Below are 18,847 nucleotides of genomic sequence, written 5' to 3'. Positions count from 1 at the left end.
TGACCATAACCTGGGATCATGCTGGATAAACCGTATAAAGCTCTGAATTGACGTCTATCCTAGAAATAAAACGTAAGGTGGCTTAAACATGATTAATTTGGAATCGAGTCTGGAGAATATTGAAGATCGTTTCGTGAACATTGATACCTACCTGTGTAAGCATAATTTTTCTTTAGCGGGAAACTGGGATTACAAGCATGGGTACCTGGATAAGCGGCTGGATCAGGAGCGAATGGTGTGGCTGCGGATTCCTTTTCGAGTTACCCAAGGCAGCTTGGACGGCGAATGTGGCGGATGTCAAGCCATGATCAGGCTAGGTCGGCCTTTCGTATTCAGACATATCTACAATAAGGGAACGGATAAGCATGCTGCCCCTCATCTTCTTGGAGCCGTATTCGATCAATTCCAGTCTCCCATCGATCCGGATGCTTCTTTGGATGAAATGTGGGTTGAGGAAGCGAAAAAAGTACTGGTTGAGGTGGAGACTGGCTACTTGCACTGAATTGCAGCACCTGGTTTATAGGTTGATCATTTCCCATTTTGCTTTTAAAGCCGTGCAGCTTATGTACGGCTTTTTTGGTCATGCTGATCGCGACTGTCGAAGGCTTATATTGTTTGTGGGTGGAATGCCTATAGTAAATCCTTTAAAACTTTAGAGCTTCTCGGTTGCCGAGTCTAATCAATAGAAGTGCATAGTATAGTAGGATTGGCTAATATACAACACAGATGAGAACAGTATTGGCTGTTACCGAATGACTAATATTGGAATAACGAAGCTATATTGGGATATAAGGAGCTTCTTGCCGATCACATAGAAAATTAATTAACCCTACGGTATAATTAATTTCATCGAAATACTTGAAGGGATTGTGATGAACATGAAGCAAGTTAACAAGCCAAAGGGCAAGAAGTGGAACAGGATACTCATATGGACCTTATCTATATTGGCAATTGTTATCATAGCAGCTTATTTCCTGCTGGACTCGCTTACGTACAAACCGCTCAGTGAAGCGAAGGCTGTATTCCAAAGTAATACGGACGATATAACGATCACACGGCTTAAGAACGGATATCGCTTCGAGCCCGCGGTTGGAGAGGCAAGCGAGCCGAACATTATTTTTTATCCAGGCGGATTGGTGGAGCCGGAAAGCTATGCACCTTTTGCCAAAAGAATGGCAGAGAAGGGGCACCGCGTATATATAGCTTCCATGCCCTTGAATCTCGCTGTATTCGGCCAGAATAAGGCAGATTCCTTTATATCAGAGCATCCGGACAATCGATATGTTATTGGCGGTCATTCCTTAGGGGGCGTTTTTGCTGCGAGATATGCTTCTGAACATGCGGATCGCATTGATGGGGTATATTTCATGGCATCCTATGCTGATGATGGAGGCGCTCTAAATGGACTGAACATGTCCGCTCTGCAGATGACCGGTACGCAGGATGGCGTACTCGATCGGGCGAAATGGGAAGAAGCGAAAGTGAATATGCCGAAAGCTACCACATATGTGGATATAGCAGGAGGTAATCATGGGCAATTTGGTTCCTACGGTTTTCAAAAAGGAGACCACCAGGCTTCCATAACAGAGGCTGAGCAGTTGAACGAAGTGATTGAGGCGATGGACCTCTGGGTTCAGAATTTAGAGCAGTAACAACTGTTGTAACTAATTTGTAACCCGTGTGAAACTTCTACGTATAAAGGTTATAAACATGCATTCATGTTTAACACTTTAAGAAGTTGAGGGATTCCATCATATGAATGTGGCGTATACAGATCATGCCGATACGGGATGGCGGGCAGAAGAGAAGGCAGCCCAGTATTTTGCATCACTTTATGTACAGGTTAAGGAAAAGAGTTATGTTCCTTTCCTGACAGAAGACATTCTATTATGGAGACGCAAGCATATTCGTCGTTTTACATGGCGATCTTTTTTATCGCTTGGAAAAAGAAAACCGGATACTCGGGATTACTATAAATATATCAAATGGCTCCATCATACAGGCGAGTTGGATCAATACTTGGACCGAAGCATTTCTTATATATATATGCGAGATCTAGGGATGGCCCTGGATTCGCCGGATACAAAAACAAGAATTCAGCAGGTTGTGGAGTATACCAAAAAACTGCTGCTTCCCTCCGTCAGCATGGATGGGGGAAACAAGGCGCCGGATTTTATAAGTCTGGCCGGATTGTATCGTTGGGCCCAGAAGGAAGGAATAGAAACGGCCGTCATTTGGGTCATAAACAAGCTGAAGCATGTGGCGGATCATATTCCGGAAGAGATGGATGCAGAGCAGGCCCAACGCAAATTGATTAAAATCATTGTGGGTGTTGTTATGCATGTCATGGAAGATCTCGGGATGGAGGCATCCCCGGCTGAACGCTCGGCTCGTCTGGAAGATGCCATCCGGCTGGGCTATTCTTACGGGCTAACCTATCCCTTCATAGACGATCTGCTCGATTCGGGAGTACTGAACGTTCAAGAGAAGGAACAATACTCGCAAATGATACGGCATGCGCTGCTCACTGGAACTGTACCGGAAATTGGTCAGTGGGACGGAAAGAACATGGAACTCGTTCATTACGTACATCAGGAACTCACGGATGCGTTCGAGTATATCAAAGGACGACAACGCCCGGAAACGCAGCAAACTTTTTTCGAGCAGTCCAACGTTTTTTTTCATTCCCAGCATGTGGATCGGATCAAGGATCTTTCGTATCCCGCTTACACTAATGAAGAATTATATATGCCGATTATTCTGAAGTCAGCTTCCTCCCGCTTGATTGTCCGTTCTGTCATAAGCGCATCAGCGGACGAAGACTTCGAGGAGCGCATCAGCGGACGAAGACTTCGAGGAGCGAATCTTCGCCTATGGGATTTACAATCAGCTGGCAGATGATTATGCCGACATGTTTCAGGATATGGAAGATGGGGCAGTAACGCCTTACACCTATTACTTGAAATATCGGGATCAGCGGGCAGATCTTATCAATCCATTTGAATTGTACTGGACGGTGATCTCGCATCTCATTCATAATGTCTACCGATCGGACATCAAGACGCGAGACCTATTGCTTGACCGGGCCATCAATGGCTTGAAACGCAGCAAACAGCGGGTCGGAACTGAGAAGTATAATGAAATTATGGGGATATTTGCATCCAGGAATCCGGAGTTTAATGAACTTATCCAGCAAATGGTCCGTAAAGCGGATCAGGTGGATTTTTTGGATAAATTACTGCGGGACCAGATGGTTGCCGTGCTAAGAAACGAGCGGAAAGAGAAGGATTATTTTATCGATACCTTCAAATCCGTGCGGGAAGAAATCAATCATAACTTGCAAATTGACAAGGCACCTGGCATACCACTGATGAAAGCCACACTGATCGATGCGGCCAATTACACGCTTGAAGGTGATGGCAAGCGACTAAGACCCATCTTGACCTGGGTTATGGCGGTGAACGAATATGGACTGCAAGCTTCGGCTGTTATGCCGCTGCTGAGGTCATTGGAATACATGCATACCGCTTCCCTGATCTTCGATGATTTGCCGACCCAGGATAACGCCTCCGTCCGAAGAGGGCGGCCTACCTTGCACCGGGTTCATGACAGTGCTACGGCAGAAATTACGGGTTTGTACCTGATTCAGAAAGCCATTGAAGAACAGTCTTCACTCAAAGGATTCGATCCGGAAACGGTTCTGAAGCTGATACAATATTCGTCCCAGCGGGCGGGAGATATGTGTGCTGGTCAGGCAATGGATTTGAATTCCAAGGGGAGACTCTTGTCTTTGGAGGAGCTGAATACTGTTTGTTATTACAAGACGGGTATCGCATTTGAGGCTTCTCTCGTGATGCCGGCCATTCTGGCTCAGGTGGATGAAACCGAAATCGCCATCTTAAAGAAGTTTGCCTATCATGCGGGCATTGCTTTTCAGATTCAGGATGACCTGCTGGATGTTCATGGGGATTTGGAGCAGCTCGGGAAGCCCTGTGGACAGGATGTGGAGAACAACACTTCGACCTTCGTGACTATTTTGGGACAGGAAGGTGCCAGTCGGGAGATGTGGGAGCATTATTGCCTGGCGATGGAAGCGTTGCGGGAGCTGCCGCGTCATACGGCATTTCTTGAGCACTTACTCAATTACATGGTCAACCGGGACCGCTAAGTTCGCTCCTTGCACCCCATAAGAAAGCGTTGGCACTCATGCCAACGCCTTTTTGTCGTTCCGGTTTGGTAATTGGAGGTGAAATTGGAGTAGCTGTGAGCCAGCATATATCATATAATTCATGTAACAATACGTTGGGACGTGATTCCATGAATCGCACGGTAAAACGACTGATCGTTGGAGATTTATCGTTAGAATACACAATAGTAGGAACAGGAGAAGAAATATTAGTATTCCACGGCGGACATTCTAGCTGCCATGAGGAATTTGGTTACAAGACCTTGTTGTCCGCCGGCTATTCCGTAATTACACCTTCAAGAGCAGGTTATAGCGGAACCTCTACAGTTGATAATTTGAAAACGACATGCGGTATATATCGAGCGCTGCTAGATCATTTGGAGGTTGCAAAAGTACATATCATCGCAGTATCGGCAGGTGGGCCAACAGGCATCTGTTTTGCGAGCATGTATCCTGAACGCGTTGCAAGTTTAACGCTGCAGAGTGCAGTCACGAAGCCTTGGCTCAAGCCCACTGACACAGGATATAAAATGGGCCAGCTAATGTTTAGGCCTGGTATGGAGAAAGGCATATGGAAGATGCTTGCAACGCTAAATAATTTGTTACCACGTCTCACATTCAGAATGATGTTTTCTTCCTTTTCCAGCCTTCGTTTTCCTGACATTCGTGAAATAATAGACGAGCAAACCATTGAGGAGTTTAGAAAAATGAATAATCGTCAGCGTTCCTATTCAGGCTTTCTCATTGATATGGATCAAACGCAAGTCGATTATACAAACGAATTAAAGAGTATTCTAGCACCGACCTTGATCCAACATAGCAAGAATGATCGTCTTGTTTCTTTAACTCACGTCGAGCATGCTGAGCGCTTTATCCTTCATGTGGAAGTCGATATTCAGGACTCATGGGGACATCTGATTTGGATTGGAAAGCATTCTTGCAGTTTTAATGAAAGACTGTTACATTTTTTATCAAATCATCCAATTCATCATTAATCATCAGAAGAAAAGCTTAACTAACGTATTCACATTCATTAGGAGGGATAACATGAACGAACAAGTACAAGTACAAGGGAATCTTAACGACGTGCAAGCAAGTCCGATCAAGAACAAAGTGGGCAGTATTTTCATTCCAGTCCGGGACATTGAGAAATCGCGGAGCTGGTACTGTCGCGTGCTTGGATTATCGGAAGACAAATGTCCTATTCTGAATGGTCATCTATGTCCGTTACCTATGGAGGGAACAGGTGTAATCCTGGATACGATGCCGATGTGGGGAGGCAGTGAGCCGGGTGGTGCACCATCTATTCAAACGCCTGCGTTTATGCTGCTGACTGCAGACCTGGAAGGATCCATAGACTACATGAAAAATCTCGGCGTGGAACTGGTTACGGATATTGAGCATGATCATTGGTTTGTCGTGAAGGACCCGGATGGCAATAAACTCATGATTTGCCGTGAATAAGCCTGATTACTCTGGGATCACTCCTGCTTGCCTGGGTGAATGAGGCGGAAGGGTCTCGCAAGTGGGTCATTGAACCATTATAAATCGTCGTGAACAAGCAGTCCTGTTAAGGGCTGCTTGTTTGTATATAAGGAACGCTCGCTGACGAGTCAGGAGCTGGTCTGGTATAATCGTGTTAAAAATATGGAGGGAGTGGATTCATGCAACCCGTTCTTTTTACAAATGGTGTTCTGTTTTCACCTGACAACGCGTCAACAGCGGATTCAATATATGTGGAAGATGGGATCATTCGTGCCATCGGCAATGCAGCTGAGCTTCGGCTCCAGCTGGCTGGCAAACCATATCGAACGGTGGATTGGGATGGCGCCTTTGTGGTGCCAGGCCTGGTTGATGCCCATGTGCATCTTGGTATGCATGGACTAAAACTTGGTATGCTGGATTTCACCGAAGCTGCTTCCAAGGAAGAGATGCTGTCCATGCTTCGGGAACGTGCTGCTGTTACGCCGTCCGGGGAGTGGATCATGGGACTGAACTGGAATGAGAATAATTTCGCAGATCATATGATTCCGAGTATGCAGGAGCTGGACGCCATTACATCAGATCATCCTGTTTATCTGACAAGGACCTGTTTCCATGCTTTCCTCGGCAACTCGGAAGCGTTCCGAAGAGCGGGGATCACTGAGAACAGTCTGGATCCTGAAGCTGGCGCTTTTGGTAGGGACGCCGATGGGCGTTTGAATGGCTGCATCTATGAGAACGCTTCGGTGCCTTTTGCCAAGGTTCAGCCTGAACCTGATCCGTCCATGATCAAGTCGGCCATGCGTGAGGCATGCCGGGATGCGCTTCGGCTCGGTCTTACGGCGGCTCATACGGAGGATCTTCGATTGTTTGGCGGAGTTGGAGCCATGCAGCGAATACATAGAGAGCTGCGAGAGGAAGGGGTGCCCTTCCGTACCCATCAGCTGATGTATCATGAGTATCTGGATGAAATGGCGGCGCTTGGCGTCAAGCCCGGCAGCGGCCACGAATGGGACCGGATCGGCGCCGTTAAATTGTTCGTGGATGGGTCTGTTGGAGGTAGAACGGCACTGCTGAAGGAGCCCTACAGTGATGCGCAGCATACCCATGGAATGGCCATGCATTCGCGTAGGGAGCTGGAAGAGATCGTGGGCAAGGCCCGCAAACAGGGTTTCCCTGTAGCTTTCCATGCTATCGGAGACGGAGCGGCAGCGTTGATGACGGATGTGCTCGAAAAACTGCCGCTCCGCATGGATGCACAACTACCCGATCGCTTCATCCATGCGCAAATTGTACAGCCGGATACGGTGGAACGAATGAGCAAACTGAATCTGGCCGTCGACCTGCAGCCCAGATTCGTAGCCAGTGATTTTCCTTGGGTAATGGACCGTGTCGGTCCGGATCGGACAAGCTACTTATATGCATGGAAGAAATGGCTGCAAACGGGTCTCCCATGTTCAGGCGGAAGTGATGCACCGATCGAGCCGCTGGACCCGCTGCTAGGCATTCATGCAGCTATGGCTCGATGCAGACCAGGGGAGGATCATAAGGGATATTTGCCGGAGGAGAAGCTAAGCTTTACGGAAGCCATCGGGTTATTTACGCTAGGCAGTGCTCGGGCAGCTGGAGAAGCAGCACAGCGTGGCAGCATAGAGATTGGCAAATATGCAGATTTTACAGTGTTGAATCGCAGACTATACGACGGAATGGATCCGGATGAATTGCTGAAGACGAAGATTAGAATGACCATCGTTAACGGGGAAATCGGTTACTCCGAGTAAGTCTTAGGTACACATCGAAATCGTGGATGTGTCAGAGAAATTTCATAAATAAGGTTTACCATCGATATAGTTTTATATATAATAATCGTAATCATAATAAATGCGATGAAGAGACGAGTAAATAAACGAATTCTTGTACAGAGAGCTCCGGCAGCTGAAAAGGGGCAAAGCGTTCTTTATTGAATAAAGACTCAGAGCAGCACATGGAACCCTCAATTCGAGGAGGATGATGTGCCAGGAGCTCCTGTTACAGAGCTAGAGTATCTGCATGACTTACGATGCCGTACTCGATGAGGCGAATATGGTGACATATTGGCAAATTTAGGGTGGTACCACGAGTATAACAATCTCGTCCCTGAGACTACAGGTCTTGGGGGTGGGATTTTTTTGTTATATCATAAGGAATACAGGAGTTCCAGGTAGAAAACCTACACCAATCCGGTCAGGTTGAATAGTTATCTAGAAAGAACTTATTTGCTTATTTATTGCATGCACTTGTCCGTACGGTAGATGAGATACGATGTATGGAGAACATGACGCCATTATTGAAAGGATATGAGAAACGTATGTCACAAAAACTAAAAGTGGGCATTGTCGGGGGAACGGGTATGGTTGGACAGCGCTTTATACAGCTGCTGGATGGCCATCCATGGTTTGAAGTTACTTCTATTGCAGCGAGCAGCAATTCAGCTGGCAAAACCTATGAAGAATCTGTGCAAGGGCGATGGAAGCTGGACACGCCGATCCCTGAACACGTGAAGAGCCTTATTGTTCAAGATGCTGCACAAGTGGAGCAGGTGGCAGCTGACGTGGACTTTGTATTTTGCGCTGTCGACATGAAGAAGAATGAGATTCAAGCACTGGAAGAAGCCTATGCCAAAACCGGAACGCCAGTCATCTCCAACAACTCAGCTCATCGCTGGACGCCAGACGTCCCTATGGTTATCCCTGAGATTAATCCAGGGCATATCGATGTTATTGCAGCGCAGCGTAAACGTCTTGGAACTTCTACAGGCTTTATTGCCGTCAAGCCAAATTGCTCCATTCAGAGCTATGTACCGGCGCTTCACGCTTTGCTCGATTTCAAACCTACCAATGTTGTCGCATCCACATATCAAGCGATTTCGGGAGCCGGTAAGAACTTCACTGACTGGCCGGAAATGCTGGACAACGTCATTCCGTATATCGGTGGCGAGGAAGAGAAGAGCGAGCAGGAACCACTTCGTATTTGGGGAAGCGTTGTAGATGGTGAGATCGTCAAAGCGGCGTCTCCGATCATTACGACGCAGTGTATTCGAGTTCCTGTAGCTGACGGCCATTTAGCGACCGTATTCGCCTCATTTGAGAACAAGCCGCCGAAGGATGAAATCCTCGATCGCTGGCTGAAGTTCAAAGGAAGACCGCAAGAGCTTGAACTTCCAAGCGCGCCAAAACAATTCATCACGTATTTTGAAGAAGAGAATCGTCCTCAGACCAAGCTGGATCGCGACATTGAACGCGGTATGGGCGTATCGGTTGGTCGACTACGTGAGGACTCACTTTATGATTATAAATTCGTAGGTCTTTCACACAATACCCTCCGCGGGGCAGCGGGTGGTGCTGTACTGATCGCTGAACTGTTGAAAGCGGATGGATATATTGTAGCTAAATAATGTACTCATGATGATCAGAAGACGACTGCTTGGTGCGGTCGTCTTTTTCTCGGTGTTTGTTCATGATTCATTCATTGACGGATTTCATGGTTATCGTTTATAGTGGACCTTGCGCTTCAACGCCCAAAAGCCAAAAAGCACAAAAGTAGAAAAGCGCGTTTTGACATTCAAGTAATTCTGGATAGGGAGGAAGTGCCTGTCCAACCACATGCAAGGAGTTCGATCATCATGGAACGACATCTTAGTTTCTCAAAAAGCATCATTCTTATTGTCTTTATTCTGGTTATTCTGTTTATATCCATCTTTCTGCTCAAGTCCGAGCCGCATATCCCGCTTTTGGCTGCGACAGTGGGTACAGCAGCGTTGCTGCGCTTATTCGGGTTCTCCTGGAAGCAGCTCGAATCTGCCATCATTCAAGGTATTCAAACGGCGATTATGCCGATTCTGATTCTTTTACTTATCGGTATTCTCATTGCGGTATGGATGATGAGTGGTACTGTCCCAACCATTCTTTACTATGGTATGGATTATATCGAACCTCATTATTTTGCTGTAAGCGCGTTATATGTTACTATCGTGGTCTCGATGTTCACCGGCAGTTCCTTCACAACCGTCAGCACTGTGGGTGTGGCACTCATGGGGATCGCGGTAACAACTGGAATTTCGCCAACTCTGGCAGCAGGAGCTGTCATTTGCGGAGCATGTTTCGGTGATAAAATGTCGCCGCTATCCGACACGACCAACTTTGCTCCTGCTGTTGCCGGTATATCTATATTCACCCATATCGGCCATATGGTCTATACTACGGTGCCAGCTCTTGTCGTGACAACGGTATTCTTCTTGTTCGCACCCATGGCCAGTACGATGGATTTATCATCGCTGCATCTAATTAAGACCGCGCTTAATGAAGGGTTTCATATCCATTGGCTAACCCTGGTATCGCCGCTTGCCGTAATTATTTGCTCAATCAAGCGAATTCCGATTCTCCCGACATTGATCATCGGGATCGTTACCGGGCTCCTCTTAACTGCTTTGGTTCAGCACCATACAGATGTTGAAGCCTGGTTCAGCGTGATGCAGAACGGCTATAAGAGCCCGATCGCCAACGAAACGGTTGCTTCCATTGTCAACCGGGGCGGTTTGCAATCGATGATGGGGTCCGTTTCCCTCATACTGATTGCTTTGGCGTTAGGAGGGCTGCTTCAACATTGCGGCGTCATAGAGGCTTTCTTCCGTAAAGTCATGCAGCCGCTAAAGCGGAAGAGCAGCATCGTGATGATGACCGGCGCATCCTCGATTGCGGTTAACGGCATGACAGGCGAGCAATACTTATCGATTCTCTTGCCTGGACAAATGTTCAAAGACGAATACGTCCGCAGAGAGATTCCCGCAAAGACGTTGTCACGTACCTTGGAGGATTGCGGTACACTGGTCAATCCCTTAATTCCATGGGGGGTTAGCGGGGCTTTCTTCGCGGCTGCACTTGGAGTGCCCGTCATTGAATATGTTCCCTATGCCATCTTTTTATGGGTGAGTCCGCTCTTTACTTTTGCCTACGCTTTAATACCACGATTACAGCGGAACTCGCTGGGCGGGAAGAGTTAAAGCTAGTCTATAATCGCATATGATAAATTTAAGCTTTGTCTCCCAGGTATTAGGGAGACAAAGCTTTTTATATGCTATGATGAGATCAATTTAGATAACGATAGTGAAATGATGTTCATATTATAGAACAGCTTCTGGTAGGAGGTTAAAGCATGAATTATTGGAATGAGCATGAGCCCATTGCCAGGGATTTGATGGAGCAGCATGTTAGGGCAATGTTTAGGCATGATGATGAGATGCGGATACGCACAATCAATGAGCCATGGCCCGGCGAGAAGCCTGCACCCCGGTTTTTCTTAGGCCGAGCGATCGACGGTTCTGTTGTCTGGAGGATTTGTCATGATGTTCCCGAGATGCTAGGAGGACAATTGAAGGCTTTGGTTGAGAGTGAGCCAATTGTGATCAGTAACATCCAGACGAAACCCAAACATTATGCTGATTATATGAGTCTTCTTCAAGCTGACCATAACACAAGTGGCCCTTGTTACCTGATCTCTGGACAAACCAGGCCGACAGAACAGACGGTATTGATCACAAGTGACAATATAGCCGGGTTTTCACTCTCCGGCTTTGAATGGCTGATCAAAGAAATAGATTATGACCAGCCGTGTGTTGGACTATTACAGGGGAACAGGATTGTATCGGTCTGCCGTAGCGTCAGGATTACCACTGATGCACACGAGGCCGGATTGGAGACGTTAGACGAGTTCCGTGGAAGAGGTTATGCAGCTATAGTTGTTGCCGGATGGGCAGCTGAGGTATATAAGAAGGGAGCGCTTCCGTTGTACAGTACTTCATGGGAGAACACCTCTTCTCAGAGAGTGGCCAGTAAATTGGAATTGTTCTGTTACGGAGTTAACTTCACGATTTGGTAACTATACCAAGCTTAGGGGGCTGTATTTCTCGGTTAAGAAAAGAAATCCACTAAGAGTATTCGATTGTTCAACCGGGATTAGCTGTTAAGTCGATCTATTGTTTTTTGTTAATTAAATCAGTTATCCTGCTCTGAAGCTGGTCATGCTGGTCAAAATGGTTGTACATGCGAAATGCTACCGTCTGGGCATTTCCAAAGAAGAATCGTTCAAATTGGGTTTGCCGGCCGCCGAACGAGCTTGCACCAAGTTCCCAGGCAAGTCTGAATAATGCGAGGCGCTCCCGAGCCTCGGTTGTTGTTCCTTTTAAATACTGGTTGAGGTAGGGTCCTGAATAAGAGTGAAAATCCAATTCGGAAGGAATCATAATCAAGCTGCTGGAGCCTAGCAGCTGGATCATGTCTACCATTTCAGTATAAAACTTCGAAAAGAGCAGGCTCGATGCGAAAAGTGGACTGGCGGCAGGAACGAAATACCCGAATTTATCTTGGCTGGCCCCTTGCTCGGAAGCCAATCTCAGCGCTTTGAAGGTTTCCAGAAAGGCAATGATTTTGGATACATTCATAATCATATGGGGTTCGAGTCCCACATTTTGTTCATCTGCCAACGACTCGAGTAAACCGAGCATGAATTCTGTTTTTACAATAAAACGTATGGTCATTTGGTGGGCGATGTGTGTATGGAAGTGACTCTCACTGAATAGTCGTCCGGCATAAGCCTCGTCCCCATAGTAAAACACCCGGTCGTGCGGGACAAGCACGCGGTCGAAGATGACAAGGGTATCCATCTCTTCATATCTAGCACTCAAGGGATAATCATAGGTGGAAGAAGCGCCATAGCTTTCTCGGCATATAAAAGTCATCCCAGGTAAATCGTTGGGGACTGCAAAAGCAAAGGCATAAGGATTGACGTCACGGTACATGGTTGGAGAAGGAGTCGGAAATACCAGGATTTCTTCACAAGTGGCACCTTGCGTTGCCATCATAAAAGCTCCGCTAACGACCATTCCCTCATCGTTAATTTCTATGACCTTGGCTGCAATCGAGTCATCTTCGTCATCTTGTTGAGCTGATATTTTGCAAGAGTAAGGCTGTATAAAAGCGTGTGATAGCGTAATATCATGATCTCGGCAGTATTTGTAATAGGTCCTCAGGTTTTCCGCATAAATGGGATTATGCTCCTCGAGGATATCAGCTGCCGTATATAGCGACATAATAGCTGTATTCATATAATCCGGAGCACGCCCTAAAAAGCCGTGATGCCTGTTCGACCAGAGCTCCATCATCGTTCTGCGTTTCTGCAAATCCTCAACATTCCTCGGTGGCAGAAAAGACAGGCCGACTCTTTCTCCAGTATCGGGTGAAAGATATGTCATCTGGTCTGTATAACGCTCATCACATTGCATGTCGTATAAATCTGCCTGTGTTTGAATGAGGCCCCGGAAGGCAGGATGCTCGGATAGGGATCCTTCAATGCGAGATCCTTTGTACCAAATGTTGATATTTTGCCGATCAATCTGTTCAATATACTGCTTCCCCGATTTTATAGCCACGTGTTCGTCACCTCATTTGCAGAATCGTACGCGTTAATGAACATGTCTATTGCTGTAAAGTACGTCATCAGTCCACAGGGAGTGCGTTGTCCTAATGGAAGCTTCGGAAAATATGCGAATGTACCCGAGAGGCTTAGATAAGGGGAGAGAAACAAATAAAAAGAAACGAGCCTGAACAGACCCGTTTCTTGATATACGATAATTAGGATTGACCCAAGTACTCTTCAAGTGTCAGATGTCGTTTCGATATTTCTCCAGCGATATACACCCCTACATAACGAACATGCCAAGGTTCATAAGAATATCCGGTGATTTTCTCTTGGTCTTTTCCATAACGAATAATGAATCCATATTTCGGTGCATTGGCTTTCAGCCACTTGCCTTCCTTGGTATTGCCAAAGCTTTGCTCGAGTGCATAACCCACGGAAGCACTTGATATATCCATAGTCAGTCCGGTCTGATGCTCGCTTTGTCCTGGATGTGCGCTAGTCTTGTTGGCTACAGCTTCTCCTTTGATGCTGGCGTTACGCTGAAATATGGCTTTTTGCGTTGCGTAGGAACGATAACCAGACACGGCTTTCAAATCGATGCCGTCCTTCTTGGCCGCGGCAAACAGATTTTCCAGCGCATTCGCAGCTATTTTTCTCATCTGCTTCTTGGGGCTCGACCCTGAGAAGCTAAATGGTATATTAGGAACAACTAAGTCTTGTGGAATATAATTCGCTGGAAGATTCCTCTGTTTGTTGACCAGAACTACTGTGCTTGATAGATTAGTGACGGTATGGATTCCATGGATCGTCTTCAGCGTTCGATTCGCTGCGTTATCCTTCAAGAACTTGGAAAATGATATACTGGAAGCAGATGCAGCTTCTACTTTGCCTGTGCTGTTGGTGTTTAGTAAACCGGATAAGGCCAGGCTTGTAACAACGGAACCTATGATGACCTTGGGTATGATGGTTTTAGCGATTTTAGTATGCACTTGATGTCCCTCCTTGTCAGCTATCTCCGAGTATATAAGAGAGTTATATCGGTAGCATGTCTGACTTGTTTCTGAATTGTAAACAAAATAGAATAGATTGAATCTCATCATAACCCAACCATAGCGGATATTGATATGAAATAGAAACGATTTTCTACAAAAGGAGACAACATAGATGGAGATACGCGATTATATCAAACAAGGGTTTGAAACCTATTACAACAAATATCGCCATGTTACGGAGGATGGTTTCTGCAGGTGGATGCGCCCCGATGTCCCCGCCGAGATGAAGGCCGTAGATACTGGTGAAGAGTGGTCTGTATGGAAGTTGATACCGTCCTTGGTAAGCGATGATGATATCGAAGCTATGGAAAAGGATTACGGAGTGACATTTCCCAACATGTACAGAGCTTTCATCTCTACGTACCATCACTACTTTGATGAGATACCGGAACAACCCGTGGACGCGCCGCTGGATAATGTGAGAGATATGTACAATCCATTGTTGTGCCGGCTGGGTTATCTTCCTTTTACATGGGATTCTGAATACGGGAAAATATGGTGTATCGACGTGAGTGAAGATGCTGGAGAGGGAGGAGGAGCGATCTATGAGATCGAACATGAGATTTTGTTTGATCTGGATGAAGAACACACGGATCGAAGCGTGCTTAAAGAATCGCTTGTATTGCTATACCCAGATTTTAAGGCGTATTTTGACGATACCTTTCTAAAGGGATGAATCGATCCAATATGTAAATAAGGAGAAGTTTCAAGTGCGAACTGAACAGCTGCAAGAAATTTTGAATAAATACGACATCCCGGAACCGGAGATTGTCTTTATACGACATAATGAAAATCGAACCTATAAGGTAAAAGGCCATGACGGAAATACATATCTGCTGCGCATTCATCAACCTGTAAAAGAAGGCATGGTTGGTCAGCAGCATACATACGAAGGTCTGCTGGGTGAATTGCAAATGCTGGAGCACTTGTCAGGCCGGAATCAATTGCTTGTCCAAAGGCCTGTGCGAAATCGGGAAGGTGAGTTGATCACGATCATCGAATATGAGGGGAAGCGTTGGAATAGTTCCGTGCTTACCTGGTTGGAAGGAAGAGACTTGCAGAAGGATGATTTAAGCGACCCGGTATTGGTCGAGAAGCTGGGGGCTCGCATTGCAGAGCTGCACAAGTTCTATAGCCAATACGAGCGGGAGGGCTTGGACAAACGCCCCAGTCAGGGGATTGCTTACAATCAATATATGATAGAGGTTATAAAGCAAGGATTAGCGAAAGATTTGTTTACTTCCTCCGACGTTTCTATAATTGAACAAACGATATCGTTGGTTAACGTACGCCTTGAAGACAGTGAGAACGATGATACTTGGGGGCTCATCCACGGTGATTTAAGTATGGGTAATATTATTCTAACGTCGGATGGAGAACTGAGTTTTATCGATTTTGGTTTTTTCGGACCAGGATATAATTACACGGATGTTGCAATGGGGGCCATGATAGTTCCTTCGGAGCATCGGGATATATTCCTGAAAGGGTATTATGGAAGTGACCATACGGGACAAGAGAAGCTTGATATGTTAGAAGGTTTCATGCTGCTGGCCATTATCGGATACTATGTCTTTCAGATGGAGAATGAATCTGTGCATGCATGGATGCGTGAACGAATGCCGAAGCTGTGTGCCGATTTCTGTACGCCTTATTTGTCGGGGGGACGCATATTTTATTCCGTATAGATATCGAATCAGACGATGTCCGTAAAAGTTAATTATAAGCATTCAATCCCTTGGTCAGCAGGCTGGTCGGGTGATACCATATGAGATGTATAACATAAGGTTTAGAGGTGAACACCGTCAGGGGCCACCAATAAACAATATTGCTCAAGATTCAATAATAGGAGATCTACATATGGAGATTATTAAGCATAACCAAAACAATTGGGATTTTAAAGTAAAACAGAAAAACCAGTGGACCGTTCCTGTAAGCAGCGAAGAAATTCAGAACGCCAGAATGGGCAATTGGTCTATTATCGTTACCTCAACCAAACCCGTGCCCAAAGAATGGTTTCCGGAACTAAGCGAAAAGAATGTGCTCTGCCTAGCTTCTGGAGGAGGACAGCAGGGACCCGTGTTGGCTGCTGCGGGAGCCAATGTAACCGTGTTAGATTTTTCCGAATCTCAGTTGGACCAGGATCGCTTTGTTGCTAAACGAGATGGATTGTCCATTCGGACGATTCTCGGTTCGATGACCGATCTAAGCATGTTTGAATCGGAGAGCTTTGATTTGTTGGTTCATCCGGTATCTAATCTTTATGTGCCTGATATTCAGCCGGTCTGGCAGGAGGCATATCGCGTATTGAAGCCTGGTGGCATTATGATTAGCGGCTTTATGAACCCGGTCTTTTATTTGTTCGATTGGGAGCTGGAAAAACAGGGTACGCTTCAAGTAAAGCATACCCTTCCATATTCGGAACTGGATTATGCCTCGGAAGAAGAGATCGTGAAAAGCGGGGTGGCATTGGAATTCGGACATACGCTGGAGCAGCAAATTGGAGGCCAGATCCAATCTGGATTTATGATTGCCGGCTTATTCGAGGATTCCTTCGGAGGCAAGAAATTGTTGGATCGTTATGCGAAAAGTTTTATTGCGACAAGGGCAATAAAGCCCTAACATCATGCCTCTTTCCGAGGTTTAACAAAAGAGTCATCCTAATGGATGGCTTTTCTGTTTTAAGTATATGTAAAACTTAAGTAAATCCTATTTTTTTAATATTATCCATATGGTTTTGCCTGTGATAGCATAATCGTATATCTGGCAAGAGTAGAGAGGAAGGATAGATATGAATTCAACCTATTGGTTAACAAATGCCCGGTTAGAAAGCGGCTATGAAGTTCAAGATGGCGTGATTACAGGAACAAAGACAGAGATCCGCCATTTATTCATAGAGAATGGAAAAATCGCGACAATCGTAGATTCGAACACAATTATAGCAGATGAATGGCCTCAGCAAGATGTGAAGGGGTTATTGCTTCTGCCATCCTTTATCGAGAAGCACTGTCATTTGGATAAAACGCTGCTTGGCGACCGGTGGCGTTCCGTGACGCCGGTGCCCAGCATTTTCGAACGTTTGGATATCGAGAAAGCAACGCTTCCTTCGCTGGATACGATGACGCAAGAGCGTGCGGAGCAGCTGCTTCAAATCTACTTGGAGTCCGGCATAACTCATGTGCGTACGCATGTCGATATTTATCCGGAAGCCGGGTTAGATAATCTAGATGCGGTTCAGCAAGCATTACGTGCATATGAAGGAAAGTTATCCTATGAGATCGTTGCTTTTCCGCAGCATGGTTTGCTGCGCTCTAAATCAGCGGAGTTAGTGAGACAAGCACTTCGCAGCGGAGCAGGCTTGGTTGGCGGGGTTGACCCGGCAACGGTGGATGGCGATATTGAAGCATCCTTGCAACAGATGGTGGAGCTGGCAGTCGAAGCAAATGCAGGAATCGATCTGCATCTGCATGATGCTGGCCATCTGGGAACTTTCACGATGAAGCGATTAGCTCAGTTGACCATTGAAGCTGGACTGCAAGGCAAGGTTGCGATCAGCCATGCATTTGGTCTTGGCGATATTTCTGCATCCCAAGCAGAGCAAATGGGGGAACTGCTCGCAGATGCCGGGGTTGCCATTATTACAAGCGTACCGATTGACCGAAAGTTTCCACCGGTTGGTTTACTGCACCAGCATGGTGTAGAGGTAGCAGTCGGGTGCGATAATATATTTGATGTGTGGTCGCCATTCGGTAATGGGGACATATTGGAGCGCGTTGGCCGCCTGGCGGAAGTATCCAGGTGGGTGGATGAACGTTCTTTAGCGCAAACACTTCAATATATTACGGGCGGAACTACTCCGCTAAACCATGACGGGGAACAGATATGGCCGAAGATCGGTGATGTTGCGAGCATTGTATTCGTACAAGCTTCATGTTCAGCTGAAGCCGTTGCGAGAAGATCCAAACGCGTAGCGACGATGTTTCAGGGACAGATCGTTTCCGGTTCGTTATAGGCAATGTTGATGTCGATTAGAATCAAGCTATTGTTGTCCTTTACCGGCATGCTGCTTATCAGCTTGCTGGTTTTTGTCTTCACTGCATGTTTGTTTACCATCGCGACTTCCGGCGACATTCATGGGGTGAAGGATTTTTATAAGGTACACTATCAGATTAACCCGCTCACAGAGCAGGAGGAGTCTATTTTCCTAGAATTAATATATTTGGCCAAAAAATGAACCGGATGAACTCCAGGACACGGAGCTGCTGACGGAATATGACTTTAACCTGCGAACCGTAAGAGCTGGATTGTTTGTCCGCAGGGAAAACGACCAGTTTGAGTCTAATACAATGAACCAGCCTGAACTGGAAGCAAACTTGCCTCCGTATGACCTGAACAACAATCAGATTCGCAATACCCTTATATCGGGGAGTAGTTCTATGCTTATGCCAAGTGTGGTTGGTACTGACTGTAGAATAATACACACCAAGAAAGAGAGTCATAAATACACCTTATTAGGATGAGCTTAACTGCTCGTCCTATTCTTTTTATGATGGTGATACCGGCAATGTGACTATTCTTCCCTTTCCTTAAACGTAAAGAGGAGAATTCATCCCTGATGTTGAAGCTATCTAGCAGCAATTGTCGAAATATTACAGGATTATAAGAGCCATATAAAACA

Annotated in this window: 14 protein-coding genes, 2 pseudogenes and 1 other annotated feature; of the genes and pseudogenes, 14 read left to right on the top strand and 2 right to left on the bottom strand. The window is 46.2% G+C overall.

Annotated features, from left to right (window positions below):
* Nucleotides 1-88: 88 nt before the first annotated feature.
* The 9 genes and pseudogenes from ABEQ74_RS26615 (at nt 89) to aac(2')-IIb (ending at nt 11,581) form a co-directional block, all read left to right on the top strand.
* A complete protein-coding gene (locus tag ABEQ74_RS26615) occupies nt 89-502 on the top strand; it encodes a YugN-like family protein (protein ID WP_430125247.1) in 414 nt (137 codons plus the stop codon).
* 370 nt (nt 503-872) lie between these two features.
* Entirely contained in the window at nt 873-1,652 is a 780-nt protein-coding gene (locus ABEQ74_RS26610; RefSeq protein ID WP_430125246.1) for an alpha/beta fold hydrolase, read from the top strand.
* Between the two features lie 103 nt (nt 1,653-1,755).
* A pseudogene (locus ABEQ74_RS26605) lies at nt 1,756-4,168 on the top strand (polyprenyl synthetase family protein).
* 149 nt (nt 4,169-4,317) lie between these two features.
* Nucleotides 4,318-5,181 (top strand): alpha/beta fold hydrolase, encoded by an 864-nt coding sequence (locus ABEQ74_RS26600; protein WP_430125245.1) that lies wholly within the window; start codon nt 4,318-4,320, stop codon nt 5,179-5,181.
* 52 nt (nt 5,182-5,233) lie between these two features.
* A complete protein-coding gene (locus tag ABEQ74_RS26595; protein WP_430125244.1) occupies nt 5,234-5,650 on the top strand; it encodes a VOC family protein in 417 nt (138 codons plus the stop codon).
* A gap of 200 nt (nt 5,651-5,850) precedes the next feature.
* The gene (locus ABEQ74_RS26590; protein WP_430125243.1) at nt 5,851-7,449 is read left to right on the top strand and encodes an amidohydrolase; all 1,599 of its coding nucleotides are present in this window, start codon (nt 5,851-5,853) and stop codon (nt 7,447-7,449) included.
* Nucleotides 7,450-7,545: 96 nt separating this feature from the next.
* Nucleotides 7,546-7,809 (top strand) — a binding site (T-box leader).
* A gap of 206 nt (nt 7,810-8,015) precedes the next feature.
* The gene (gene asd, locus ABEQ74_RS26585; protein ID WP_430125242.1) at nt 8,016-9,101 is read left to right on the top strand and encodes an aspartate-semialdehyde dehydrogenase; all 1,086 of its coding nucleotides are present in this window, start codon (nt 8,016-8,018) and stop codon (nt 9,099-9,101) included.
* A gap of 228 nt (nt 9,102-9,329) precedes the next feature.
* On the top strand, nt 9,330-10,706 hold the full coding sequence (gene nhaC / locus ABEQ74_RS26580) for a Na+/H+ antiporter NhaC (protein WP_430125241.1): 1,377 nt from the start codon (nt 9,330-9,332) through the stop codon (nt 10,704-10,706).
* Between the two features lie 152 nt (nt 10,707-10,858).
* Nucleotides 10,859-11,581, top strand: a complete 723-nt coding sequence (gene aac(2')-IIb / locus ABEQ74_RS26575) for a kasugamycin N-acetyltransferase AAC(2')-IIb (RefSeq protein WP_430125240.1) — start codon at nt 10,859-10,861, stop codon at nt 11,579-11,581.
* A 94-nt stretch (nt 11,582-11,675) separates the two neighbouring features.
* Here aac(2')-IIb and ABEQ74_RS26570 read toward each other — a convergent pair whose 3' ends face one another.
* Complete coding sequence (locus ABEQ74_RS26570; RefSeq protein WP_430125239.1) at nt 11,676-13,130, bottom strand: 4-hydroxyphenylacetate 3-hydroxylase family protein; 1,455 nt, start codon at nt 13,128-13,130, stop codon at nt 11,676-11,678.
* 202 nt (nt 13,131-13,332) lie between these two features.
* On the bottom strand, nt 13,333-14,109 hold the full coding sequence (locus ABEQ74_RS26565) for a M15 family metallopeptidase (protein WP_430125238.1): 777 nt from the start codon (nt 14,107-14,109) through the stop codon (nt 13,333-13,335).
* Between the two features lie 175 nt (nt 14,110-14,284).
* On the opposite strand from ABEQ74_RS26565, the gene ABEQ74_RS26560 reads away from it, so the two are divergent.
* The 5 genes and pseudogenes from ABEQ74_RS26560 to ABEQ74_RS26540 form a co-directional block, all read left to right on the top strand.
* The gene (locus ABEQ74_RS26560; RefSeq protein WP_430125237.1) at nt 14,285-14,848 is read left to right on the top strand and encodes an SMI1/KNR4 family protein; all 564 of its coding nucleotides are present in this window, start codon (nt 14,285-14,287) and stop codon (nt 14,846-14,848) included.
* A 34-nt stretch (nt 14,849-14,882) separates the two neighbouring features.
* Entirely contained in the window at nt 14,883-15,857 is a 975-nt protein-coding gene (locus ABEQ74_RS26555; protein WP_430125236.1) for a phosphotransferase enzyme family protein, read from the top strand.
* A 172-nt stretch (nt 15,858-16,029) separates the two neighbouring features.
* The gene (locus ABEQ74_RS26550; RefSeq protein ID WP_430125235.1) at nt 16,030-16,791 is read left to right on the top strand and encodes a class I SAM-dependent methyltransferase; all 762 of its coding nucleotides are present in this window, start codon (nt 16,030-16,032) and stop codon (nt 16,789-16,791) included.
* A 169-nt stretch (nt 16,792-16,960) separates the two neighbouring features.
* Nucleotides 16,961-18,181, top strand: a complete 1,221-nt coding sequence (locus tag ABEQ74_RS26545; RefSeq protein WP_430125234.1) for an amidohydrolase — start codon at nt 16,961-16,963, stop codon at nt 18,179-18,181.
* Nucleotides 18,182-18,190: 9 nt separating this feature from the next.
* A pseudogene (locus ABEQ74_RS26540) lies at nt 18,191-18,619 on the top strand (two-component sensor histidine kinase); the annotation flags it as partial.
* Nucleotides 18,620-18,847 lie beyond the last annotated feature (228 nt).

The organism is Paenibacillus solani, from assembly GCF_050475945.1.
Taxonomy (GTDB): domain Bacteria; phylum Bacillota; class Bacilli; order Paenibacillales; family Paenibacillaceae; genus Paenibacillus_AQ; species Paenibacillus_AQ solani_A.
This window is presented reverse-complemented; position numbering and strand designations above follow the sequence as displayed.